Source organism: Nonomuraea ceibae, from assembly GCF_019396325.1.
Classification (GTDB): domain Bacteria; phylum Actinomycetota; class Actinomycetes; order Streptosporangiales; family Streptosporangiaceae; genus Nonomuraea; species Nonomuraea ceibae.
On sequence record NZ_JAHKRO010000002.1, the window covers coordinates 1 to 23,863 of the forward strand.

Genomic DNA, 23,863 nt, shown 5'->3' on the forward strand with positions numbered 1-23,863 from the left:
CCGGCACGGCGGCAGCCGCCGCAGCCGCCCCCGGCCGGGCGTCAGCGCCAGCGCCACGACCAGCAGCGCGAGCGCGCCGCCCGCCGCCAGCCCGGCCCGGTACGGCTCGTCGGGGACGTACGTGAGCGTCACGGTCCCGGAGGTGTACGCGGGCACGAACCAGGCCTGCCGCCAGCCGTCGAGCCGCACCGGCTTGAGCTCGGCGACTCCCAGCGTGGCCTTCCACCCGGCGTTGAAGTTCTCGTTGACGACCAGGTAGGAGTCGGCGGTGACGTCGACCTGGACCACCCGCTCGCCCGCCTCCCAGCTCCGCACGGGCGTCTCGCGCATGCGCTGCGGCCCGGCCCGCCGCGCGTCCTCGTCGAGGCGGCGGACCACGGCGGACTCGACGCGGTAGGAGTCGCCGGGCCGCAGTGCCAGCCTGGTGCGCCCGGCCACCATGAGCAGCCGCTCGCAGGTCTCGAACCGCACCGGCCGCCCGGTGACGACGTCGTGCAGCGTGCCCTCGGTGACCTCGGTGTGGACGGTCCGGCCGTTCACGGTGAAGGTCGGGCCGTAGCCGCACGGCAGCCGCAGCGGGAAGCCGGTCAGCGCGCCGAGCGGGCTGGCGCCGGGGATCGCGATGTCGCTGATCTCGACGGGCCGGCCGCCGGACGCGCCGAACTCCAGCTCGATCTTCCTGGCCGACAGGGCGGGGAACTCGACGAGCCCGTCCTTGCCGATCCAGCTCTGCCGGACGCCGCCGTCCGCGCGGACCGTCACGCGGAGGGGCGGGGCGCCGAGGTAGGAGTCGGGCGTGGTGACGCGCAGCTCCGTCAGCGTGGTGTGGCGGGCCAGCTCGACGGTGAGCGTCGGCCTGGGGTCGAGCGGGTCGGCGAACCACATGGTTCTCGGGTCGTCGTCGAACGCCCACCGGCCGGCCGCCGCGCCGTGCGCCACGGAGGTGGAGGACGCGGTGACGGTCAGCGCGTCGTCCGGGAGCGCGCTCAGCTTCTCCACGGCGACGCGGTCGCGCAGCACGGCCCGGCCGGTGACGGTGTAGTCGCCGTCCTTCCTGGTGGTGAAGAGGCGGTCGAAGCCGTGGCCGTCGTCGCCGAGCACCTCGTGGCCCTCGGAGCAGCTCCACACCATCGAGCCGCGCAGGCAGCCGGGCACGTCGCCCTGCCTGCTGAGCGCGATCGCGGGCTCCCCCGGCTGCTCGCCCGGGTCGGGCACGACGATCGAGCGGCCGGCCTGGACGCCGGGGATCGTCAGCTCGGTGATGCCGACGCGGCTGCCCAGCGCGCTCTCCGGCTCGTAGGCGGTGCGGGTGACGGTGACGCGCACCCTGGAGGTCGGCCCTTCGGGCACGGCCAGCTCCTGCGGCCCTGCGCCGGCCCTGACGTCCTGGCGCAGCTCGCCGGCGTCGGTCTCGACCACGACCTCGGCGGGCGGCGGCCCGATCGGCGCGGTCTCGAACGCCACCGTGATCGTGTCAAGCCGCCGGGGACCGGCGAGCGCGACCTCCAGCCACTCGCCGGTCGCGCCCGTCCAGCCGGTGGAGCGCCAGCTCGTGCGCGGGTCGCCGTCGAGCGCGGCGAACGGCTGGTGCCCCGGCTCCCGTGCCTCGCCGAACGCCGTGACGTCCGACTCCGCCGAGGACGCGCTCACCCCGGCGATCCCGCTGAACCCGGCCGTGGCCAGGTACCGCTCCCAGCCGGGGTCGAGCAGGTCGGCGGCCGGCGAGCTGCCGCGCCGCTCCTCGTCGGCCGTGAGCGTCGCGCTGGCGTTGCGCCGCAGGTCGGCGTAGGCCACCTCGCGGCGGCGCAGCGTGTCGGTGAGCACCGACTCGGCGGCGGGCAGCACGCCGTCGTCGTCGTTGAGCAGCACCGGCCGGTCGCCGTCGAGCAGCCCCTCCTCGGCCAGCGCCAGCACGGCCTCGGGCGCGCCGCCGACGCGCAGCGCCCGGTCGGCGGGGACGGTGCCGACGAGCGGCGCGGCCCCGGCCACCTTGTAGACCTCGACCGCCGGGTACGGCTGGTCCAGCCAGGAGGCCGCCTGGCCGTGCCTGCCGACGCCCACGCCGGGCCCGAACCTGGCCTCCAGCGAGATGCCGGGCGAGTCCTCCAGCGCCTGGTGCACGCGGGCCGGCCAGGCGGTGCCGATCGTGGCCCGATCCAGGTCGTTGCGGACCACCAGGTGGCTCACGCCGATGCGGCGCAGCGTGGCGGCCAGCCCGGCCGAGCCCTTGCCCGACGCCAGGCGGTCGTCGATGGCCGCCATCAGCCGCGACCCGCCCGCCGACCCCCACGGCACGATCGTGTGCGTGGCCCACCGGGTCCGCGCGAGCGGCTGCAGCGGCTCGTCCAGCGGGCGGCCCCACAGGTACTCGCCGCGTTTGGCCCCCGGCACGGCCAGCACCATGCCGTCGCCGGCGTTGCGGCCCAGCCAGGAGACGGCCTGCTTCCAGTAGTCGGGGATCGCGGTGAAGCCGCCCGCCGGGGCGAGTCCCGCGTACAGGATGGGCAGGCCCGACAGGGCGACCAGCCCGGCCGCCGCGACGGTCAGGTGCCTGCGCAGGTCCGGCCGTACGAGGGTGATGAGGCCGGCGACGCCGAGGGCGGCGGGCAGCCGGATCAGCGCGTCGAACTTGTGCAGGTTGCGGAAGGCCGACAGCGGGCCGTCCAGCAGCTCGGCCATGAAGGCGGCGTGCGGGGTGCCGGGGTGCCCGGTCGTCACGATGATGACCCCCGCCAGCAGGCTGACCAGCAGGAACGTCCGCTCCGGGAAGGCGCGCAGGGCCAGCCCGGCGAAGCCCAGCGCGGCGACGGCCGAGGTGACGAGGATCAGCCAGGGGACGGTCGACTGCTGGTGGGCGTCCGGCAGCCACACCTGCCCGTCCACGGTGAGGAAGCTGAGCCAGCTCGACGTCCCGCGCAGCGCGTTGACCAGGGACGTGACGCTGGTCGTCGCGCCCGCCGTCTCGATGTAGGGCAGGAAGGAGAAGATGTAGCGGCCCAGCGTGAGCAGCGGCACGGCCCACCACAGCGAGGCGAGCGCGATCAGCGGCAGCCACCAGGCGATCAGCCTGCGTTTGACCGGGCCGCGCCCCCGGGTCAGCAGGTAGAGCATGGGGACGACGAGGACGGCCAGCTCGGCCACGGCGTTGACGCCGCCGCAGCACAGGAAGGCGAGCGCCGACAGCGCGGCGGCCCGGCGCGGCGACAGCGCCCTCCGCGCCCCCAGGACCAGCGGGAGCACGATCCACGGCAGCACGGCGCTGGGCAGGAACTCCGAGGAGTTGATGCCGATCAGCGCCTGCGCGTGCGGCGCGAGCGCGTAGGCGAACCCGGCGACTATCCGCGAGACCGGGCCGCCGATCCGCAGCGCGCGGGCGAGCTGCACGGTGCCGAGGAAGGCGGTGCACAGCACCAGCGACATCCACAGCCGCTGCACCGTCCAGGCTTCCATGCCCAGGTTGAGGCCGAGCGCGTAGAAGGGGCCCATCGGGAACAGGTAGCCGTACGCCTGGTTCTGCAGGTGGCCGAAGTAGGCGCCGTCCCACAGGTGCAGGGCCCTGCCGAGGAAGCCGAGCGGGTTGACCGCCATGTCGAGCTTCGTCTCGGGGATGATCTTCTCGGTCGAGGTGTTGAACGCGATCGCGACCAGCAGGAGGCAGCCGGCCAGCAGGCGCAGCCGGTGCCCGATCCGCTTGTCATAGCTCTCGGCTTCGGAGTCGGGGAGCTCGTCCCGTCGTCCAGGCGAGGCATGGGTCACTGATGGGCTCCGCCGCGATCTTGGAGTTCCGCCACGATAAGTTCAGTCATGTTAGCCCCAGTTCGGGACCAGGTGAACTCCTTTGCCCAGGCCCGACACGCTTTGGACACCTCGGCGCGGCGGCGCGGATCGGCCAGCTCCTTGAGCGCGCGGGCGGTCACGTCGGCCAGGCTCTCGCCATCCCGCACGAGCCAGCCGGTGACGCCGTGACGCACCGAGTCGCGCAGCCCGGCCACGTCGTAGGCGACCGTCGGCACGCCGAGGGCCGCCGCCTCGATCACGGTCAGCCCCCAGCCCTCGAACTCCGAGGCCGTCACGTTCAGCGTCGCCCCGGCCAGCAGCGCGACCTTGCGCGCCTCCGGCACGAACCCGTGCAGCCGGACCCGGTCGCCCAGCCCCCGGGCGGCCACGTGCCCGGCCAGCGGGCCCGACTCCGGGCCGCGCCCGGCGATGTGCACGGTCAGGCCCGGCCACATCCCCGACAGCTCCCCGGCCAGGTCCACCACCCGATCGATGCGCTTGTGCCCGACCAGCCGGCCCGCGTACACGATCACCGGGTCGGGGCCGGGCTCCCGGACCGGCGGCGGCTCGGGGTGCGCGCACCCGTTCGGCACGACGACGATCGGGCCCAGCCAGCGCAGCTTGCCGACCAGCTCCCGCCGGGACGACTCCGACACCGTGACCGTCATGCAGCGCCGGTAGACGAGCCGGGCGACGGGCCCCTCGACGAAACAGCCGATCACCGCCAGCCAGCGGGGCAGGAACGCGGCGAACTGCCGGTCGTGCACGTGGTGCACCAGGCACACCACCGGCGTGCGGCGCGGCATCACGAGCGGGGCGAAGAACGGGATGCCGTTCATGGAGTCGATCACCGCGTCGAAGCGCCGCCGGTGCAGCAGCAGCCAGAGCGGCACCAGCAGGTAGACCAGGTACGGGTTGCCCATCCGGCGCAGCGCGATGCCCTCGCGCGTCTCGGCCCGGCGCTGGCCGCGCTGGCGTCCGGTCACGAACACCACCGAGGCGCCCTGGGTCAGCAGGTGGCGGCTGACCTGCCAGGCGTACTCCTCCGCGCCGCCCGCGGTCGTCTGCCGGGGCTCGCGGAAGTTGAGCATGGCGATCCGCACCCCGGCGAGCGGCCCCTCGCCGCGGACGACCGCATGTGCCTGGTCGGCGTGCTCACCGGTGAAGACCACCATCACTCCTCGACGGCGGGCATGCGGGCATGGCGAAGCCACGCCCGGTGCTCCGCTGGTAAGGCCTTGTCAGGCGGGAAGGACTACCTGGTGCCGTAGTTGTAGAGCGGCTGGTTCGGCGGGGTCGGGGCCGGCGACGCTACGTTGACCACCGCGACCGACGCGCCGACCGCCAGCAGGGCTCCAATGGCCAATGCCGCGAGAATTCGCAACACAGAGCGCTCCCTCCACATCGGTACGATGTGTGCCGACACTAGAACGTGTTACGGGACGAATCCATAGGTATCGTCAAACCGTGATGTAATAAGTTACCCTCAAGTAAGACGTGAATGAGCCGGTCAGCGGCGCCATAGCGTCAGCTCCCGGCCCTGGTGCACGGGCGTCCAGCCGCGCCGATCGAAGGGGAACCGGTTCTCGGTCCCGGCCACGAGCACGTACCTGACACCGGCGGGCGACAGCCTGTTGCGCGGGTCCTCGCCCCGCACCCGCAACCGCCCCCCGTCCGGCAGCCCGACCAGCAGCGTGTCGTCCCGGACCACCCGGCGCGCGAACATCTTGGCGGCCGGGTCGAGCGTCACCCGCCCGCCGTTCCAGGCGAACGCCCGGTGCGCGCCCCACGGCAGCGACAGCAGCGCGCCCGGCGCCGGGTCGGCGTTCACGATCCGCTGCACCGCCCGCCACTCCTGCGGGTACGCCACCGCCTCCAGCCGCCCCGACGCCCCCCACGCGAACGTCGGCAGCACCAGCACCGGCGCCAGCAGCCCGACCACGGCCGGGGCGCCCGACCGCAGCAGCGAGCCCAGGCCCACGGCCGCCACCAGGACCAGCGGCGCCAGGTACGCCTGGCCGTCACGCAGCGGCCCGAACCCCGCCCACGCCCCGATCAGCCACTTCAGCACGCCCGGCGCGAACGCCCCCAGGCACGCGACCCCGAACCCCGCCCCGGCGGCCACGGCCAGCCCGCCCCACCACTGCGGCCGTTCCTCCGCGCGCATCCTGGCGTACCCGTACAGACCGGTCAGCGCGAGCGCCAGCCGTCCGGCGGCGAGCCACCACGACTCCTGGCCCGGCACCCCGGCCTCGGCGTTCCAGACGCCGCCGAGCGACAGCAGGCTCCCCAGCACCCCGAACGGCCCGTCGGCCCGCGCCGCGAACGCGTCGACCCCCGCCGGGTCCGTCACCGCGCCCGAGGTCAGCGCGGGCACCAGCCACGGCAGGCTCAGCACGCCGAGCGTCACCCCCGTCACGGCCGCCCGCCGCCGCGCGACCGCGATCGGCGCCAGCGTCAGCGCGGTCACCAGCATCGCCTGGAACCCGCCCACCGCCGCCGGCACCAGCGCCACGACGAGCCGCCACCACTGGCGCCACCCTCCGCGCCACCACCCGTGCCCGCGTCCGAGCCACCGCTCGCGCCCGGCGGCGCCCACGGCCCGGACCGCCCAGGGCAGCCCCGCCACCCCCAGCAGCAGCGCCCACTGGCCGAGCAGGAGCCGCTGGGCCAGGTAGACGTTCCACGCATAGAAGACGGCCGCGACCAGCCGCCCGATCCGGCGCTCCGGCGGCACCAGCGCCGCCGCGCCGCTCGCCGCCAGCACGAAGATCGCGACCAGCAGCCCCTTCTGGACCAGCTCCCCGGGCAGGACCCGCGACAGGAGCGCCGCCACGAGATCGCTCGGCACCGCCCGGGGGAACCCTCCGGAGTCGGGCAGCAGCGGCGGATCCGGCACGAACACCAGGTCGTACCGGAGCACGAACCCCCACCCGAGCGCCGGCCCCAGCGCCAGCACGGCGAGACCCGCGCCCAGGAGCGCGGGTCCCATCCGTTCGAGCCTCCCCACGAGGAGGGAGGGTAGCCGGTTACTTGCCGGGCTCGGGATCCCGAGGCAGGCCCAGCATGCGCTCACCGATGATGTTGAGCTGCACCTCGGTCGTGCCGCCGTAGATCGTCATCGCCCGGGTGGCCAGCACCGCGCGGTTCCAGTAGCCGGCGTCGCCGAGCTTCATGTCGGCCGCCGTCACCGCCTGGGCGCCGAGCAGGCTCACCGCCGCCTCGGAGACGTGCTGGGCGTGCGAGGTCGACAGCAGCTTGCGCACCGACGCGTCGGCCCCCGGCTCCGACCCGGCGAGCTGCTTGAGCGTCACCCGCAGCGACAGCGCGTTGATCGAGTGGCCCTCGCAGATCACCCCGGCCAGCTCGTGCCGCTCGACCGGCGTGAGCTCGCGGCCCAGCCGCCCGGCCAGGCCCAGCAGGTCCGGCACGGACGCGCCGGTGCCGCCGGAGCCCGACGAGAGCGAGACGCGCTCGTTCGACAGCGTGTTGCGCGCCACCTTCCAGCCGTCGCCGACCTCGCCCACGACCAGGTCGTCCGGCACGAACACATCGTCCAGGAAGACCTCGTTGAACAGGTTCTCGCCGGTCATCTCCGTCAGCGGGCGCACCGTGACGCCCGGCGACTTCATGTCCACCAGGAAGTACGTGATGCCCTCGTGCTTGGTGCCCTCCGAGGAGTTGCGGGCGATGCAGATGCCCCACTCGGCGAAGTGCGCGACCGACGTCCAGATCTTCTGGCCGTTCAGCTTCCAGCCGCCCTCGACCTGCTCGGCCTTCATCTGCAGCGCCGCCAGGTCGGAGCCCGCGCCCGGCTCGGAGAAGAGCTGGCACCAGATCATCTCGCCGCTGAGCGTCTTGGGCAGGAAGCGCTGCTGCTGCTCCGGCGTGCCGTACGCGGCCACCGACGGCACCACCCAGGCGCCGATGATCATCGCGGGCAGCCTGACCTTGGCGGCCTTGAGCTCCTGCGCGATCAGCACCTGCTCCAGCGGCGAGGCGCCCCGGCCCCACGGCCTCGGCAGGTGCGACATGACGAACCCGCGGTCGGCCAGCGCCCGCTTCTGCTCCTGGCCCTCCAGGGCGGCGATCTCCGCGATCTCCGCCCGGATCGCCTCGCGCATCGGCTCGGCGTCCTCCGGCAGGTCGATCTCCATCTCCCGCGAGACGCCCTGCAGCGCCAGGTCCGTCACCCGGGCCGCCCACTCGGCCGACGGGCCCAGCAGGGCGCGCAGGGTGAGCGCGCGGCGGTAGTAGAGGTGGGCGTCGTGCTCGAAGGTGTAGCCGATGCCGCCGAACGTCTGGATCGCGTCCTTGGCGCACTGCACGGCGGCGTCCGGGGCCATCACCCCGGCGATCGCGGCCGCGTACTCCAGCTCCTTGCCGGTGGCGCGCGTGGCGTCCCACACGGTGGCGCGGGCCTGCTCCAGCGCGACCAGCATCCGCGACAGCTTGTGCTTGATGCCCTGGAACTGGCCGATCGGCCTGCCGAACTGGACGCGTACCTTGGCGTAGTCGGCGGCGGCCGTGACGCACCAGGACGCCACGCCGGCGGCCTCCGCGCCCAGCAGGACGGCGGCCAGGTCGCGCACGTCCGAGCCCGACACGCCCTCCAGCACGCGGTCGGCGGGCACGCTCACGCCGTCCAGCTCCACCTTCGCCACCGGGCGGGTCAGGTCCAGCGACTTGACCTCGGTCACCGTGGCCGAGGCGGCGTCGAGCGCCACCCACACCTCGCCGTCGGCCGTCGACACCGGCAGCACCAGCACGTCCGCCAGCGAACCGCCGAGCACCGGCTCGGCCGTGCCGCCGACGACCAGCGTGCCGTCGTCCGACGGCGTCCCGGTCAGCTGCCCGCCCAGGGCGAGCGCGCCGGTCAGCGTGCCGTCGGCCAGCCCCGGCAGCAGCTCGTGCCGCTTCGAGGCGTGGATCACCGCGCTCGCCAGCACCGTCGGCACGTACGGGCCGGGCGCCATCCGCTCGGCCAGCGCCTCCACGGCCACGGCGGCCTCCAGCAGGCCGTAGCCGGAGCCGCCGGCCTCCTCGGGCAGGTGCAGGCCGAGCAGCCCCTGCTCGGCGAGCCCCGGCCAGAACGCGGGCCGCCCCTCGCCTCCGGCGCGCAGCAGCTCGGCCGGAATGTTCCGCTCGGCCCAGCCGGTCACCGACTCGCGGAGCGCCTCGTGCTCCTCGCTCAACCCGATCGCCATGTGCTCATCCTCCAGGCAGGTCCCATCGATGCCAGAACCATATTCTAGAGGATGCTTCTGGCCTAGAGTGGACGAACTTTCGCCGCAAACGTCTTCAAATCCGCCCAGTACGCCTTTCCCGGCTCCGGAATCGACGCGACCACCGTCTGCGGCACCGCCGCCTTCCCGCCCAGCCTCGGGAACGCCCGCTTCGCCGGCACCGCCGGCAACGCCGCCCCCGCCGTGGTCCCGGTCGCCGTCGGGGACCCGCTCACGCTTCCGCTCGCGGACGGCACCGGCACGACCGGCACCACCTCCTCGACCGCCGGCTCCTCCGGCACATCGCCCGAGAACATCACGAACACCAGCAACACCGCCGCCACGGTCGCCACCACGGCGCCGACCAGGTAGACCACCTTGATCGGCACATCCCCGATCCGGCTCACCACCCCGCCCTTGGGCTCCGGCGGCAACCCCACCCGCGACCCACCCTGCTCAGGAAAGCCCCCTCCAGGAGCGCCCCCTCCGGGCAGGAACGCGGCCCCTCCGGGTAGGGGCGCGGGACCCCCAGGTACGGGCGCGGGCCCTCCAGGCGCGGGGCCGGACCACCCGGGCGCGCTGGGCGTGGGGGCGGGACCTCCGGGGTGTGCGGGGGGAACGGTTCCCGGGGCTTGGTCGGGTGGGGGTTGGGTCAGGGCTCGCTGGACGGGGCCGGGGGTGGGTGAGAGGGCGCGCCAGTCCGTGGTGATGATCGTCTCGTCCGCCGCGGGGTCGTCCGGCGGGGGGACGACGATCTTGCGGAAGGGAGCGGTGGGAGCATCGTTGGTGTGGTCCTGGTCGCCGACGTCCGCCATGGGACGAGGCTACGTCACCCCGGAAGCCGAAATTTCCGCTATTCCGTTTGCAGAACTAAATTCTGTAATGTCGCCAGATATGAGGGGCTTCTATGAGATCGCGGCGAACGACCCAGGACGGCCCGCCCTACTCGGCGACAGCGAGAGCGACAGCACCAGCACCGGCCACGGGACCGTCACGTACGGAGAGTTGCACGCCCGGGTGAACCGGGCCTCGCACGGCCTGATGGACAAGGGCGTGGGCCACGGCGACGCGGTGGTGACCGTGCTGAAGAACGGGCTCGACGCGCTGACCATGATGCTCGCCACCTACCAGACGGGCGCCTACCTGGTCCCGGTCAACTGGCATTACACCGACGACGAGATCGCCTACATCGTGGCCGACTCCCGGGCCAAGGTCGTGGTGGCCCCGGACCGGCTCACGGTGGACGACCTGGCCGAGGGCCGCCCGGCCGAGCCTCCGGCGAACCGCCGAGCCGGGTCGATGATGCTCTACACGTCCGGCACGACCGGCAGGCCGAAGGGCGTGCGGCGCAGGCTGCTGGATCTGACGCCGGAGGACCTGTACCCGATCCTCATGCGCAAGAGCTGGCGGCATTTCGGCCTGCCGCAGGACGGCGTGCACCTGGTCTGCTCGCAGCTCTACCATTCGGCCCCGTACGGCCAGGCGATGATGGCGCTGCAGTTCGGGCACGCGATCGTGGCGCCGGAGCGGTTCGAGGCGGCGCAGGCGCTGCGGCTGATCGAGCGTCACCGGGTGACGAACGCGTTCATGGTGCCGACGATGTTCCACCGGCTGCTGGCCGTGCCGGACCGGGAGTCGTACGACCTGTCGTCGCTCACGCATCTCTACCACGGCGCCGCCCCGTGCCCGCCCGCGACCAAGCAGGCGATGATCGACTGGCTGGGCCCGGTGCTGTGGGAGTACTACGGCTCGACGGAGGCGGCGGTGGCCACGATGGTGTCGTCGCGGGAGTGGCTGGCCAGGACGGGCACGGTGGGCCGGGCGCTGGACGGGATGGCGTTCACGATCGTCGGCGAGGACGGCGAGGAGGTGCCGCCGGGGCAGCCGGGCCTGGTGTACATCGGCGGCATCAACCGGTTCGAGTATCACGGCGATCCGGGCAAGACCGCGGAGGCGATGCGGGGCCGCGACTACACGCCGGGCGACATCGGCTACGTGGACGAGGAGGGCTACCTGTTCCTGCTGGACCGCAGGACGGATCTGATCATCTCGGGCGGTGTCAACATCTACCCGGCGGAGGTGGAGGCGGCGCTGCTGGAGCATCCGGCGGTGGCGGACGTGGCGGTGATCGGGGTGCCCGACCCGGAATGGGGGCAGAAGGTGGTGGCGCTGGTGCAGCCGGCGCCGGGGGCCACTGGCGACGACGAGCTGACGGCGGAGCTGCTGCGCCACTGCGGCCCCCGGCTGGCCAGGCTGAAGCACCCGCGCGCGATCGAGTACCGGGAGTCGCTGCCGCGTACGCCCACAGGCAAGCTGAGCAGGCGAAATGTCCGGGAGGCGTATCTTTCCGGCTGAGCCGGGCAGTAGTGCTCCATGCAGCGGATCTTGCCGGCACTCACCGCGTTGACGCTGGTCGCGGGCTGTGGCCAGATACCTCCGCCGGGCGCGCAGTCGCCGGGCACCCCGGCGCCGCCGTCGGCCACGCACACGGACACCGCCTCGCATCCACCGCCCGCGTCGCCCACCTCGCACGCGCAGGCGCTGGAGACCGCGTACGAGCGCGTCATCGCAGAAGTGCTGCCGTCGATCGTGCAGATCAACACGAGCACCGGCCTCGGCTCCGGCGTCGTCTACGACGCCGAGGGCCACATCGTCACCAACGCGCACGTGGTGGGCGACGCCAAGCAGATGGACGTCACGCTCGCCACCGGCGGCGCCACCCGGCGGGCCAGGCTGGTCAAGGCGTTCCCGGCCGGCGACCTGGCGGTGATCAAGGTGGACGATCCGCAGGGGCTGCAGCCGGCCAGGTTCGGCGACTCGGCCAAGCTCCGCGTGGGGCAGCTCGTGCTGGCCATGGGCAACCCGCTGGGCCTGTCGGGCAGCGTGACGAACGGCATCGTGTCGGCGCTGGGCCGTACCGTCAGCGAGCCGGAGAACCCGGGCTCGCCGGGCGCGACGATCGCCGGGGCGGTCCAGACGTCGGCGGCGATCAACCCGGGCAACAGCGGCGGCGCGCTGGTGGACCTGTCGGGCCAGGTGATCGGCATCCCGACGCTGGCGGCCACCGATCCGAGCCTGGGCGGCGGGGCGGCGCCGGGCATCGGGTTCGCCATCCCGAGCAACACCGCCACGGACATCGCCGCCCAGATCATCAAGCACGGCAAGGTGATCAATAGCCATCGGGCGGCGCTCGGCGTCCGGGGCAGCACGGTCATCGGCGAGAACGGCCAGCCCGCGGGCGTGGGCGTCGTGTCGCTGGTCAAGAACAGCGGCGCGGAGAAGGCCGGCATCCAGGAGGGGGACGTGATCACCGGCGTCAACGACACCGAGACGCCCACGATGGCGGCCCTCACCGAGGCGCTCACCACCTACAAGCCGGGCGACAAGGTACGGATCGAGCTGACCAGGGGCGGCGGCGCCCCGCAGACGGTCACGGTGACGCTCGGCGAGCTCGCAGCCGACTGAACCCGCGCGCCCCGAGGCGACGCGCTCATCCGGATTCCTTGACGTCGTAGACGATCTCGACGCGGCGGTTCTTGGCGCGGTTCGCCGGTACGGGCTCGCCGTCGACGATGTTCGGCAGCTTGGGGCGGCTCTCGCCGAAGCCCTGCGCCTGGAGCGACACGCCCGCACCGGTGAGCAGCCCGCGCATGGCCTGCTGGACGGCCTGGGCGCGGCGGGTGGAGAGCGTCCGGTTGTAGGAGTCGGAGCCCTGGTCGTCCGTGTGCCCCTCGATCTTGACGACGCCGCCCGCGCCCTCGGCGTTGATCTGTTCGGCGACCTGCTTGAGCCGCTGCCTGGCCTTGCCGGTCAGCGCCCACTTGTCCAGCGCGAACAGCACGTCGCTGGTCAGCGCCACCGTCACCTGGGTGCCCTGCTGGGTCTCGCTCTCGGTGCCGTCGAGCGACTCCACGGCGCCGATGATGTCCTCCACCGGCATCACCAGGTCCTCCACCGCGCCGACCGCCGACTCGGGCGGCGGCGTGGGGGACAGCACCAGGGCGAGCGCCAGGCTAAGAGATCGGAACATCGGTCAGCACGCCGATCATCGGCATCTCGACGTTGACCTTCGTCACGTCGGCGGGCGGCGCGGCGAAGACCGCGTACAGGGAGCTCTTGTCGCCCGCCTTCAGGAAGCCGCCCTGGGTCTCGGAGCAGACGCACTCCGCGCCGGGGCCGGAGTTGTTGCGGGCGACGCGGTAGCGCTTGGCGTTGACCGGGTCGATGAGCGACACGCCGGAGACCGAGTAGTCCGACGGGGTCTCGGCCATGCCGTTGTGCATGTTGACCTTGCCCTCGACGGCGGTGACGGTCCAGTTGAGCGTGACCGTCCTGCCCTGCCGCTTGAGCGCGGTGATCTCGACGCGGGCCCGGCCGGTGTCGCCCGCGCCGGACACGTCGGTCTCGTGGGTGGCGATGGCCTTCCCGCTCTGCGGCGGCGCGCTCTGCTGGTCGGCGGGCTGCTCGCCGGGCTGCTCGGGGGTGGGCTCCTCGGCGGGCGCGGCGCTCTCCTGCTGCGTGGTGGCGGCCGTCTGCTGCTTCTCCTCGCCACCGCCGCCGCTGCCCGGCTGGGCCGGGAGCATCCCGCAGCCCGCCAGCGCGACGGCCGCCGCCACGAGCGCGATCGTCCTGCGCATGTCCATGGTCACCTTTCGGGGGTTCGACTCTTGGCTCGACAAGCTAACGCTGCGACCTTCAGGATCCGCATAGCCCGCTATAGGCGCCGGCGCGCCTCCCGCGCCAGGTGTTCGGCCTCGGCGCGGCCCTGCCGGTCGCCGAGAACGTCAAACTCTCCCATAGCACGCATCAACGCATCAACCGCCCCGTCGTTCCGGCCGAGTTCCAGGTACGTACGCGCCAGGAGGAGCAGGGCCGCCGCGGCGTTGCGCCGATCCCCGTACGCCGTGTACGTCTCCGCCGCCTGCCTGGCCGGTTCGGCCGCCGACTCCGGCACGCCCGCCGCCCTGGCGACCGCCGCCAGCACGAGCAGCCCGGCGGCCTCCGGCAGGCGGTCGCCGAGCCGCCGGTTCGCCGCGATGCGCAGCTCCGCGTGCTCGCGCGCCTCCGCGTAGCGGCCCGCCCTCAGGTGCAGCCTGGCCAGGTCCAGCCGCGCCTCGGCCGCCCCGCGCGGGTCGCCCAGCTCCTCGTAACCGGCCAGGCTCCGCTCCAGCATGGCCTGATCGTCCAGCAGCGCGCCCAGCCCGCGCAGCGCGTCCGCCCGGCCGCGCAGGTCGCCCGCCTGCTCGAAGACCGTCAGCGCGCGGCGCAGCACCCGCTCGGCCTCGGGCCTGCGCGGCTCCACCAGGCCGAGCCGGAGCGTCACGCGGGCCAGCTCCAGCCCCTCCACCAGCGGCTGCGCCGCCCTCAGCGCCGCCGCCGCGGCATCGGCCCTGCCCTCCACCCGGTGCAGGTCCGCCAGGCCGCGCAGCAGCAGCGCCTCGCCCTGCCGGTGCCCCGCCGCCCGCGCCGCGTCCAGCCCGGTCGCGGTGGTGGCGTGCCAGTCGTCGTGGTGCCCGCCCAGCTCGAACAGCGGCGTCAGATAGAAGGCCAGCCGCCACGCCGCCTCGTGCAGCCCGGCCCGGTGGAAGTCCCCCACGGCCGCGGCCAGGAACCGCCGCTCCGCCGCCAGCCACCGCGCCTCCCGCCGCAACCACGCCGTCCCCCGCGACGTCTCCCCGCTGAGAGGGAACACCCCGTACGGGGCGGCCACGGGGCCCCGGCTCGCCTGATCACCACGGGCGGGCGTGGGTCTCGGGGTGGGTGGGTCGTCGGGGGTGGAGACCAGGGTCCGGCCGGAGCCCGGTTCGGCGGGGAGGAGGGCGGACCGGGCACGCCTGGCACGGTCGAGCACCTCGGCGGCGCGGGCGCGCAGCACCGGGCCGGGCCCGCCCGCCTCGGCCAGCCGCTCCACGGCGTAGAGCCGGGTCAGGTCGTGCCACCCGTAACGCTCCTGCCCGGCCTCGTCCAGCCCGAGCGACTGCAACAGCCCGGCCTCGGCCAGCGGCTCCAGGTCGGCCCCCAGAGCCCAGTCCGCGAAGTCCGGCCCCGTCCACGCCCCGAGCTCCCGCAGCAGCCGCCGCTCCGGCTCGGCCAGCCCGCGATACCCCACCGCCAGGCTGCCCCGCACGGCGAGGTCACCGGCGCTGAGCTCGTCCAGTCTGCGCCGTTCGTCCCCGAGCCGCCCGGCCAGGTGGGCCACCGTCCACCCGGTCTTCCTGGCCAGCCGCGACCCGGCGATCCGCAGCGCCAGCGGCAGCCCGCCGCACAGCCGTACGATCTCCCGCGCCGCCTCGGGCTCGGCGGCAACCCGGTCGCGCCCGGCCACCCCGGCGAGCATGTCCAGCGCCTCGTCCGGGGCCAGCACCCCCAGCTCGTACGCCCTGGCCGCCTCCAGCCCGGCGAGCGGCGACCGGCTCGTCACCAGGGTCACGCTGCCCGCCCCGGTGGGGAGCAGAGGACGTACCTGGGTCTCGTCGGCGGCGTCGTCGAGCACGAGCAGGAGCCGCCGCCCGGAGGTGAGCCGCCGGTAGAGCCGCACCCGTTCGCCGAGGGTGGGCGGCACGCTCCCGTCGGGGCAGCCGAGGGACCGCAGCAGGTCCTCCAGCACGGCGCCGGGCGCGCGGCCGCCCAGCACGGCGTACAGCCGCCCGTCGGGCAGGTCCATGCGGGACGCGGCCCGCACCGCCACCGCCGACTTCCCGGACCCGGGCGGCCCGTGCACCACCAGCAGCACGGGCGCCCCGCCACCGCCTTCCGGGGTGGCGGCGCGGAGAATCCAGGCGAGCACGTCCGCTCTCCCCGTAAAGTCCGAAATATCGGGCGGCGTCTCGTTGAGCGGGACCCGCCGTTCCGCCACCGGAACGGCGGCCACCTCCCCCCGCAGCACCCGCTCGTGCGCCTCCCGCAGCTCGGCCCCCGGCTCCAGCCCCAGGTCGTCCACCAGGATCCGGCGCGCCTCCTGGTAGGCGGCCAGCGCCTCCGAACGGCGGCCCGCCTGGTGCAGCGCCGCCAGCAGATGCGCCCAGGCCCGCTCCCGCAGCGGATGCGCGTTGACCAGCGCCCGCAGCTCGCCGACGACCTCGGCGCCCCGCCCGAGCCGCAGGTCCAGCTCGACCCGTTCCTCCACGGCGGTCAGCCGCAGCTCCTCCAGCGGCACCCCGTGCGCCCGGCGCAGCTCGGCGCTGTCGACGTCCGCGAGCGCCTGCCCCCGCCACAGCCCGAGCGCCTCCCGGAACGTGCCGGCCGCCTCGGCGACCGCGCCCGCGTCACGCGCCATCCTGGCCTGCCCGACCAGCCGCTCGAACCGGTGGCAGTCCACCTCGTCCGGATCCGCCGCGATCAGGTAGCCGCCGGGCACCGTGGTGATCCCGTCGACGATCTTGCGCAGCGCGCTGACGTACACCCGGAGCACCGGGTCCGCCGACTGCGGCGGCTGATCGCCCCACAGCACGCTCACCAGCCGCTCGACCGGCACCGCCCGGCCCGCCGACAGCAGCAGGGCCGCCAGCAGCGCCCGGTGCTTGGCCGGGCCCGGCCCCTGCCCGTCCTCGACCCGCAGCGGGCCCAGCACCCGGAACCGCACGCCGCTCACCCCTGCGCGGGCCGCAGCGCGAACGACTCGAACCGCACCCGCACCGCCGCCCCCGAGTCGGGCGCCGCGTGCACCCCGGCGCTGCCCGGCCCGTAGGGGTCGTCGGCGTCGGCGGCCTCGGCGACGAGGCTCTCGTTCAGCCACATGCGCAGCTTCACCTCGTCCCCGCTTCCGGCGCACTCGGCCACGACGCGGTTCGCCTGGCCGGTCTTCACCCGCAGGGGACCGTACAGGACGGCGCCCTCCCGCCCGGCGCGGCGCTTGACGATGGCGACCTCGCCCGACCCGCTCACGGCGAACTCGTAGCGGTCGCCGCCGTCGCCGCGGCACCACACGCCGTACTCGCCGCGTCCCTCCTCCAGGGCCGCCTTCGCGCTCACGACCACGCCGCCGTCCGGCTCGGGCCTGGGCGCCGACTTCCACAGCCGCCACCCGTCCTTGACGGTCAGCTCGTACGCGGAGCCGTCGAGGCGCACGTTCCCGCCCTCGGACGCGCCGACCTCCCACGAGCCGAAGCCCGCCTCGTACGGCCAGGTCGCGGCCTGCGTCCCCCGCAGCCCGAGCACCGCGGCGACGGCCAGCACGGCGATCCCGGCGACCCCCGCGACCGCCCAGCCCCATCGGCGCCGTCCCCGCTCGGGGGCATGGGGCGCCGGGTTCGTCCAGGTGCGTTCGACGACCTGGGTGGCCGAGGCGGCGCTCACGTCCGTGCCGCCGAGCAGCCCCGCGAGGAGCCCCTGGACGGTGGGCCGCTCGCGCGGGTCCTTGGCCAGCGCCCGCGCCACCAGGTCGCGGATGCCCTCGTCCAGCCCGTCGAGCCGGGGCTCCTCGGCGACGATCCGGTACAGCACCTCGCCGGGCGCGCCCTCGCCGAACGGGGCCCGTCCCGTCCCGGCGAACGCGATCACCCCGCCCCACGCGTACACGTCGGTGGCGGGCGTGACCGGCTCGCCGCGCGCCTGCTCGGGGGCCATGTACACGGGCGTCCCGAGGATCGCCTGGCTGGCCTGGCCGTCGGAGCCGGCGAGCTGCGCGATGCCGAAGTCGATCACCTTGGGCCCGAGCGGCGAGAGCAGCACGTTGGACGGCTTGAGGTCGCGGTGGACGACCCCGGCGGCGTGGATGGCGCTGAGCGCGGTCGCGATGCCCACGGCCAGCGCGTCGAGGTTGCCGCCGGACAGCGGCCCCTGTTCCCGTACGGCCCGGGCCAGGTCGGGGCCTTTGACGTATTCGGTGACGAGATAGGCGACGTCCCCGTCGATGCCCGCGTCGAGCACCGGAGCCGTGCAGAACCGCGCCACCCGCCGGGCGGCGGCGACCTCCCGCTCGAACCTGCGGCGGAAGGCCGGGTCCCCGGCCAGCGAGGGGTGAATCAGCTTCACGGCCGCCAAGCCGCCGGTGGGCGTGGCGGCCAGGTGCACCTCACCCATGCCGCCCCGGCCCAGCACGCGCCGCAGCGTGTACCCGCCGATGACCCGATCGCCGCTCACCGCAGACAGAGTAGTCAGGTCCGGATATGTCCGCCGACTCTGGACTCCGGTCGCAGCAGGTGGCCGAACCCCGCCCTGTCCATCCGCGCGCGGAGCTCACCGGTCGTGACGCCGAGCGCGGCGGCGGTGTCCGGGAGACTCCACTGGTTCTCGGCCAGCCTGCTCAGCAGGTAGCCCCGCCTGACCTGTGCCTGCGAGAGCCGGAACGTCTTCAGGTACGCCGTCCGCCCCTGGTCGTCGGTGATCATCTCACCGATGTGGTTCTCGGCGAACCGGTCGAAGACGGGCAGGAACCGCTGGAGCGTGAAGCGCCCGAGCCGGTAGACGTCCCGCACGTTCGGCGCCCGCAGGCCCCCCGCCATGACGGAGTCGTGGAACGCGGCCCACTCCTCCCCCTGCCGCTCGGCCTCGCGCCGCAGGTCGGCGAGCGTGTCCACCCGGCTGTCGTCGATGGCCGCGCGGAAGTCGCGCACCGGGTAGTGCAGGGCGTACTCGTAGATCAGCTCCCCGTACAGGTCGCGGATCAGCGTCGGGTGCAACGCCCGGTAGTCCTCCGGGTGCGGCGTCACGAACGCGCTGGCCAGCGTGTCGCCCACGTACAGGAGCAGCCCGCACTGCCCCGCGTGGAACTCGAAGACCCGCAGCGCGTCGTCCAGCCCGCGCACGTGCGCGCCGGAGTAGGCGGCCTCGACGCGCGGCGAGAGCCCGCCGGCGACCGCCGCCCGGGTCCACTCCTCCCAGGCGATCCCCGGCAGGTCGTAGTGCAGCGCCAGGTAACCCTCCAGGGCCAGGTGCAGGGGCAGGATGCGCAGCCGGTTCTTCGCCTCCCGCTGGACCAGGCGGCGGTGCGTCCTGATGGGCACGTGCCGCAGCGGCTCGCCGAGCTGCGTCCCGTAGGCCGCGGCGGGCGTGCCGTCGCCGGTCCACGACGCCACGAACGCGTGCGGCACGTACGCGGTGTAGACGGTCCGGTCCGGCAGGAGCGCCATGGACAGCTCGTCGCCGTACACCCGGGCGTGCAGCCGCAGGTCCACGATCGGCTCGGGCCGCACCAGCGGCACCAGCCGCACGCTGCCCCAGGTCTGGGCGGGCATGGTGACCAGGCCGGTCAGATCGAGCATGCCCGCTCCTCCAGGTACGCCCGCAGCTCGCCCAGCCCGGTGCGCCCCTCGGCGAAGCGGGCCAGCTCAACCAGCGCGGGCAGGTCCTCGGCGTCGCGGATCCCGGCCGTCGGCACCAGGGGCGAGAGCCGCCGCACGTCGAACCGGTCGGCGTCGTACACCGGGTTGAGGTGCGCGACCCGTACCTCGCCCGCGGGGTCGAGCTTGCGCCGCCACACGCGCAGCACCTCGGCGGCCAGCCCGGGAGGCGCGTTGTCCCAGCCGTCGGAGACGATCACCAGCCGGTCGGGCCGCGTCTCCAGCGCGTCGAGGACGCGCAGCCCGAGCGGCGTCGCCCCGGCCGGCCGCGCGGCCACGGGCTCGGCCCGCCCCGACAGCCACAGCCCGGTGTAGCGGGAGGCCAGCGCCTCCAGCAGGTAGTGGCAGGCCAGCGCGACCGCGAGCGGCCGGCGCCGCTTCACCGGCGAGCCGTAGGAGGAGAAGCTGTCGTCCAGCACTGCCGTGACGCTCCCCCACGTGCCCGTCCGCGCCCCCGCGACCCGCCGCGCGCCCGCGCGCAGCGCCGCGACGTGCTGCCGCCGCTCGTCCACGGGCAGCGACAGCACGTACGAGGCCGCGCGGACCAGCGGCAGCGCGGCCAGGTCGGCGCCGGTCTCGACGCCGCTCCCGCGTGCCGCGCCGGTCAGCCGCAGCCGCTCCAGCCTCGTCAGCCGGGGCGCGATCCGCTCCAGGAACACCGCCCGGCTGATCCCGTGCCGGGCGGCGAAGCCCTCCGCGACCGTGTACGGCAGCTCGTACAGGGCGTTCTTGTCGTAGTGCGCCCGCCGCCACGCCTCCAGCACCGGGGTCTGGAAGCGGGCGCGGCGGCGCGGCGCGAACAGGAAGTCGCCCAGCTCGCCCGGCGGCGTCAGATGCGCGTGCCGCACCGCCGCCTTGACCGCCGAGCGGTACTTGACCGCGTCGAAGGCCAGGTCGGGGCGGGCGAGCAGCCAGTCGCGCACGATCGCCCTGGTGCGCCTGTTGTTCACGCCGTCGCGCTGGAGCTGCCTGAACAGCCGGTAGACGCGGGCCGGGCTCATCCGGGCCAGCCGCCGGGCGATCAGCCGCCCGTCGGCGGCGCTGCGCTCCCTGAGCACGGTGGCGATGATCAGTGCGGCGTTGTGGTCGTTGACGTCGAGCGCCAGCGTGGCCGCGTAGAGGCCGGGATAGTTGCCGTGCACGTAGCGGTGCAGGAAGTCGAGCGAGAGCCGCTGCTCGCCCGCCCCGCCGTGGAACTCGCGCTGCCCGGTGGCGGTGATCGCCGCGTTGGCGAAGAGCAGCACGTCCTCGCACTCGATCAGGTCGGCATAGGTGTCCATGAGGCCCCCGGATGACGGTGGGGCTGACCGGGGAATGAGGGCACGAGCTGCGAAGCATCGCGGTAAAGGCGGTTTCCGGAAGTCGCACCGGAGTCCCGCGGTCAGCCTGATCCGGAACTTACCGAATCATCCACACCTACGCGACGAATTAACCGCCTCGTCAGGCCGCCGCACGTTCGCCGTCGTGCTCCAGCAGGAACCGCTGCAGCCCGGCCAGGTCGTCGGTGTTGACGTGGTCCACGTCCGCCGCGACCAGCTCGCGCCAGAGCGCGTCCCGGGCGGGACCGGCCACGTCCGGCGTCGCCCAGAAGCGGACCCGCTGCCCGTCCCGGTGGGCCGTCGCCACGATGTCACGCAGCTTGGCCCGCTCCGCCTCCGGCATCGGGCCCTCACCGCGCCAGGTGAAGTGGTTGGTCCAGTTGTCGCTGATCAGCGGGACCAGCGACGCGCCGCCCTGGCCCAGGTCCGACAGGCGGCCGTCGTAGAACGCCGACCGCCGCTCCTGGCCCGCCATCAGGTCACGCGGCCGGTCCCCGCTGATCACGACCGTCACGGCGCCGGGCTTGACCTTGCCCTTGTGGTAGGTGGTCAGCATCTTGCGGTAGGAGCGCAGCACCTGGTCGAGCTCGGTGTAGGTGGCGGCGCCGTTGTTCTTGATGTCCACGAGGAGCTGGAGCTGCTGCCGGCTGCGCGGGTAGACGTGCCCGTGGTTGTCCCGTACGCGCCGGGCCAGCGGGTCGAGGTAGAGCGCCTGGAGGGTGCGGCCGGGACGCAGATCCTCCGGGTCGTGCCCGACGAGCAGTTCCCCGTCCACCAGGTAGATGTCCGCCTCGACGCTGGTGAACCCGTGGTCGAGGGCGTCCAGCAGGGGGCGGTCGTGCTCGTAGTCGTTGTGCGCGTGCGCCCGTGGCAGCGGCTGCGCCCCGGCCGCCGACGCGGGAGCCGCCATCAGGACCAGTGCCCCCGCGGCGACCAGAGCCCCCAGAGCTCGACGGAACATCACATCTCCTCACACATCAGGAACCAGAGATGCGACACACCGTAGATCAGCAAAGTGTGACAGGAGTGACGTTTCGCCCAATACACGGATAAGTAAAGTCTGCGATGATCCCGCCATGTCGGCCCCCTCCCGCCCGCCCCTGGCCCACGACGGGCACCCCACCGGTCGCGGGCGTCATCCGGCACCGGCCATGAACGACCTGGCCAGCTTCTCCAGCCCCTTGCGCGCCACCGACGGGTCGAAAACCGGCTCCCGGTAGCCGTCGGCGCCGACCACGCCGCCGCCCGTCGTCGTCCCCCGGAACGTGAACTCGACCGTACGGTCCCCGGCCAGCACCTTAAGCAGCAGCTCCATCCGGGGCGGCTTGTCCGGGTCCTTCGGGTCGGTCGTCGCGGAGACCACCGCGAACGCCCGGTCACCGAGCCCGGCGACCTGCTGCCGGGGCTCGTAGGTGGTGTGCGTGACGTCGTTGCCGATACCGCCCTCGGCCCGGTAGCGGTCGTACTTCCTGGCGTCCCTGTCGAACTGGAACGCCGCCCCCGTGTCGCCGCCGCCCCACTCGGTCACGTGGACGCCCAACCGGCCGCCCCGGGCGGCGTACTCCTGGCCGGGCTCGTGCTCGACCCGCTCGGCGACGGTCCACGTACAGGTGGTCTGCTTGATCCTTCCGTCGCTCCCGCCGACGGCCGGGCCCTCGGCGGCCGGGAAGAACGCGGCCTCCACGTCGCGGGCGGCCAGGATCGCGCACGGGCCGGTGAGCTTCACCCGGCCGGCGTCCTTGGCCATCTCGGCGGCGACCAGCTCGGCGACCTTGTTCGCCGCCGCGCGCACCTCGTCCCCTTCGGGGTACTTGGCCCCGGTCCGGTTGTCGCCGCCGTACTCGACCTCGATCAGCCACGGCCCCTGCCGGACGAACACCTCGGCCTTCAGCCCGCCGTGCCCGATGGACGACTGGCTGTAGGAGGCGTCGCCGTACGTCAGCTCCTTGATCTCGCCGAACGCCGAGCCGGACGTCCGGCCGTCGACCCGCTTGCCGTCGCGGACGTTCACCCGCCGCCCGGCGGCCTCCTTGTCCTTGCCGAAGCGCTCCTTGGCGTACGCGAGCGCGTCGCGGCCCTCGGCGGCGTGGGCTGCCACGATGATGCTCATATGGCGGTAGCCGATGACGCCGCCGCCGACGTCCATCTTGCTGTTGCGCCACGCGCACGCGGCCCGCTTCTCGCGTTCGGTGGCCGCCTGCGTCGAGGCGTCCTCGCTCGCGTACCTGCCGTCGGCGACCAGGCTCTTGCGCAGGGCGTCCGGGACGACGGCGCAGATCTGGTCCCCGGTGACCGCCCGCAGCTTCACCGCCTCGGCCACGGGCGACGGCGACCGGGTCCGCCCCCGCCGGTCGTCGTCCACGGCCCCCACCCTGCCCCGCGGCTCACCGCGGTCCTGGTTGAGCAGCAGCCACCCCCCGGCCAGCCCGCCGACCACGACCACGAGCCCCACCACGGCCAGCACCACGATTAGCGGCCCCGACCCACCGCCCTTACGCCGGGGCGCCCGAGGCGGCCACGGTCCCCCAGGCCCGCCCGGCCCTGCCGGCCCGTATGGCGGCCCCTGCGGGTTCGGTCGCGGACCGCCGGGCTGCCACCCGGACGGCCCCGGTGGCCGGGCGGGCATCGGTCCGGGAGGTGGCGGGAAGGGGGTGGACACTCGACGACCTCTCGCAGGGCTCGGCACGCGCCCGTTCTCCAGGCATGGCAGTCCGCGAGCCTACGACCCACCGCCCCCGACGCATGTCAGGCAAACACCCGACAAAAGCGGCACCCGTACCAACGAAAAAACGGCCCCCGCCGAAGCGGGAGCCGTCACAAAAGACTCGCCCCCCCGCGCCCGAAGGCGCGGAGGGCGAGACCACAGATGTGGAGGTGGCGGGAATCGAACCCGCGTCCTTCAACCCCAAGGCAGGGCTTCTCCGGGCGCAGCCTGCTGTGCTTTTCTCAGCCCCGGCGATCACGCAGGCGAGTCGCCGACGGGCTCAGCCACTGTTTGGTTTCCCGATCACCCCCGTGGCCGGGTTGATCGGTTGAGCCTTCTAGCGATGCCAGATCCCGGGCCGAAGGCACTCCCGGGCTGACAGAGGTTTCGCTACTTAGGCAGCGAGAGCCAGGGAACCCTGGCTGACCTCAGTGCGCTTGGAATTGGCACTTGTTGTTTGCGGTCACAGGATTAACGAGGTTATGTCCGCAGTCCTCGGCCCGCTTCACCTGACTTGCAAAGTCGAAGTCGAAGCCAGTCACCCCCTGTGCAGTTGTC

At 73.8% G+C, this 23,863-nt stretch carries 16 protein-coding genes and 1 other RNA gene; 2 read left to right on the forward strand and 15 right to left on the reverse strand.

Annotation, left to right across the window (positions count from 1 at the left end; translation table 11 throughout):
- The 6 genes from KME80_RS01760 to KME80_RS01780 all read right to left on the reverse strand — a co-directional run.
- Nucleotides 1-3,756, reverse strand: a 3,756-nt coding sequence (locus KME80_RS01760) for an alpha-(1->3)-arabinofuranosyltransferase (RefSeq protein ID WP_219499482.1), incomplete at its 3' end; no start/stop codon positions are given.
- On the reverse strand, nucleotides 3,753-4,952 hold the full coding sequence (locus KME80_RS01765; RefSeq protein WP_219499485.1) for a glycosyltransferase family 4 protein: 1,200 nt from the start codon (nucleotides 4,950-4,952) through the stop codon (nucleotides 3,753-3,755). The genes KME80_RS01760 and KME80_RS01765, both read right to left, overlap by 4 nt.
- 80 nt (nucleotides 4,953-5,032) lie before the next feature.
- Nucleotides 5,033-5,164: a hypothetical protein gene (locus KME80_RS51600; RefSeq protein ID WP_281426709.1), complete on the reverse strand. Its 132-nt coding sequence runs from the start codon at nucleotides 5,162-5,164 to the stop codon at nucleotides 5,033-5,035.
- A 123-nt stretch (nucleotides 5,165-5,287) separates the two neighbouring features.
- Nucleotides 5,288-6,769 carry an MmpA family trehalose lipid delivery protein gene (locus tag KME80_RS01770; protein ID WP_219499487.1) on the reverse strand — a complete coding sequence of 494 codons (1,482 nt, stop codon included), beginning with the start codon at nucleotides 6,767-6,769 and terminating at the stop codon, nucleotides 5,288-5,290.
- A 37-nt stretch (nucleotides 6,770-6,806) separates the two neighbouring features.
- On the reverse strand, nucleotides 6,807-8,984 hold the full coding sequence (locus tag KME80_RS01775; protein ID WP_219499489.1) for an acyl-CoA dehydrogenase family protein: 2,178 nt from the start codon (nucleotides 8,982-8,984) through the stop codon (nucleotides 6,807-6,809).
- Between the two features lie 62 nt (nucleotides 8,985-9,046).
- The gene (locus tag KME80_RS01780) at nucleotides 9,047-9,442 is read right to left on the reverse strand and encodes a hypothetical protein (RefSeq protein WP_219499491.1); all 396 of its coding nucleotides are present in this window, start codon (nucleotides 9,440-9,442) and stop codon (nucleotides 9,047-9,049) included.
- 454 nt (nucleotides 9,443-9,896) lie between these two features.
- Between KME80_RS01780 and KME80_RS01785 the strand changes: the two genes are divergently transcribed.
- Both KME80_RS01785 and KME80_RS01790 read left to right on the forward strand, forming a co-directional pair.
- Nucleotides 9,897-11,357 carry an AMP-binding protein gene (locus KME80_RS01785; RefSeq protein WP_219499493.1) on the forward strand — a complete coding sequence of 487 codons (1,461 nt, stop codon included), beginning with the start codon at nucleotides 9,897-9,899 and terminating at the stop codon, nucleotides 11,355-11,357.
- 18 nt (nucleotides 11,358-11,375) lie between these two features.
- Nucleotides 11,376-12,467 (forward strand): S1C family serine protease, encoded by a 1,092-nt coding sequence (locus KME80_RS01790; protein ID WP_219499495.1) that lies wholly within the window; start codon nucleotides 11,376-11,378, stop codon nucleotides 12,465-12,467.
- Between the two features lie 25 nt (nucleotides 12,468-12,492).
- On the opposite strand, the gene KME80_RS01795 is transcribed toward KME80_RS01790, so the two are convergent.
- The 9 genes from KME80_RS01795 to ssrA form a co-directional block, all read right to left on the reverse strand.
- Entirely contained in the window at nucleotides 12,493-13,032 is a 540-nt protein-coding gene (locus tag KME80_RS01795) for an OmpA family protein (protein ID WP_219499497.1), read from the reverse strand.
- Nucleotides 13,016-13,639: a hypothetical protein gene (locus KME80_RS01800; protein ID WP_219499505.1), complete on the reverse strand. Its 624-nt coding sequence runs from the start codon at nucleotides 13,637-13,639 to the stop codon at nucleotides 13,016-13,018. Before KME80_RS01800 ends, KME80_RS01795 begins: the two co-directional genes overlap by 17 nt.
- 77 nt (nucleotides 13,640-13,716) lie before the next feature.
- Nucleotides 13,717-16,584, reverse strand: coding sequence for an AfsR/SARP family transcriptional regulator (locus KME80_RS51605; protein WP_219499993.1), 2,868 nt, complete (start codon nucleotides 16,582-16,584; stop codon nucleotides 13,717-13,719).
- Nucleotides 16,585-16,589: 5 nt separating this feature from the next.
- Nucleotides 16,590-18,083 carry a protein kinase domain-containing protein gene (locus tag KME80_RS01810; RefSeq protein WP_308125576.1) on the reverse strand — a complete coding sequence of 498 codons (1,494 nt, stop codon included), beginning with the start codon at nucleotides 18,081-18,083 and terminating at the stop codon, nucleotides 16,590-16,592.
- 14 nt (nucleotides 18,084-18,097) lie between these two features.
- Nucleotides 18,098-19,204: an ARPP-2 domain-containing protein gene (locus tag KME80_RS01815; RefSeq protein ID WP_219499508.1), complete on the reverse strand. Its 1,107-nt coding sequence runs from the start codon at nucleotides 19,202-19,204 to the stop codon at nucleotides 18,098-18,100.
- Nucleotides 19,192-20,562 carry a hypothetical protein gene (locus tag KME80_RS01820; RefSeq protein WP_219499509.1) on the reverse strand — a complete coding sequence of 457 codons (1,371 nt, stop codon included), beginning with the start codon at nucleotides 20,560-20,562 and terminating at the stop codon, nucleotides 19,192-19,194. Before KME80_RS01820 ends, KME80_RS01815 begins: the two co-directional genes overlap by 13 nt.
- Nucleotides 20,563-20,722: 160 nt before the next feature.
- Nucleotides 20,723-21,562, reverse strand: coding sequence for a phosphatidylinositol-specific phospholipase C/glycerophosphodiester phosphodiesterase family protein (locus tag KME80_RS01825; protein WP_219499511.1), 840 nt, complete (start codon nucleotides 21,560-21,562; stop codon nucleotides 20,723-20,725).
- A gap of 174 nt (nucleotides 21,563-21,736) precedes the next feature.
- Nucleotides 21,737-23,056, reverse strand: a complete 1,320-nt coding sequence (locus KME80_RS01830) for a hypothetical protein (RefSeq protein WP_219499513.1) — start codon at nucleotides 23,054-23,056, stop codon at nucleotides 21,737-21,739.
- Between the two features lie 411 nt (nucleotides 23,057-23,467).
- Nucleotides 23,468-23,851: a transfer-messenger RNA gene (gene ssrA, locus KME80_RS01835) on the reverse strand.
- Between the last annotated feature and the right edge of the window lie 12 nt (nucleotides 23,852-23,863).

What these genes read in the sequence shown, in the direction of transcription:
- KME80_RS01825 (WP_219499511.1), bottom strand. Translation starts at nt 21,562, where the DNA reads ATGTTCCGTCGAGCTCTGGGGGCTCTGGTCGCCGCGGGGGCACTGGTC.
- KME80_RS01785 (WP_219499493.1), top strand. Translation starts at nt 9,897, where the DNA reads ATGAGGGGCTTCTATGAGATCGCGGCGAACGACCCAGGACGGCCCGCC.
- KME80_RS01820 (WP_219499509.1), bottom strand. Translation starts at nt 20,562, where the DNA reads ATGGACACCTATGCCGACCTGATCGAGTGCGAGGACGTGCTGCTCTTC.
- KME80_RS01790 (WP_219499495.1), top strand. Translation starts at nt 11,376, where the DNA reads ATGCAGCGGATCTTGCCGGCACTCACCGCGTTGACGCTGGTCGCGGGC.
- KME80_RS01800 (WP_219499505.1), bottom strand. Translation starts at nt 13,639, where the DNA reads ATGCGCAGGACGATCGCGCTCGTGGCGGCGGCCGTCGCGCTGGCGGGC.
- KME80_RS01795 (WP_219499497.1), bottom strand. Translation starts at nt 13,032, where the DNA reads ATGTTCCGATCTCTTAGCCTGGCGCTCGCCCTGGTGCTGTCCCCCACG.
- KME80_RS01775 (WP_219499489.1), bottom strand. Translation starts at nt 8,984, where the DNA reads ATGGCGATCGGGTTGAGCGAGGAGCACGAGGCGCTCCGCGAGTCGGTG.
- KME80_RS01815 (WP_219499508.1), bottom strand. Translation starts at nt 19,204, where the DNA reads ATGCTCGATCTGACCGGCCTGGTCACCATGCCCGCCCAGACCTGGGGC.
- KME80_RS01765 (WP_219499485.1), bottom strand. Translation starts at nt 4,952, where the DNA reads ATGGTGGTCTTCACCGGTGAGCACGCCGACCAGGCACATGCGGTCGTC.
- KME80_RS01770 (WP_219499487.1), bottom strand. Translation starts at nt 6,769, where the DNA reads ATGGGACCCGCGCTCCTGGGCGCGGGTCTCGCCGTGCTGGCGCTGGGG.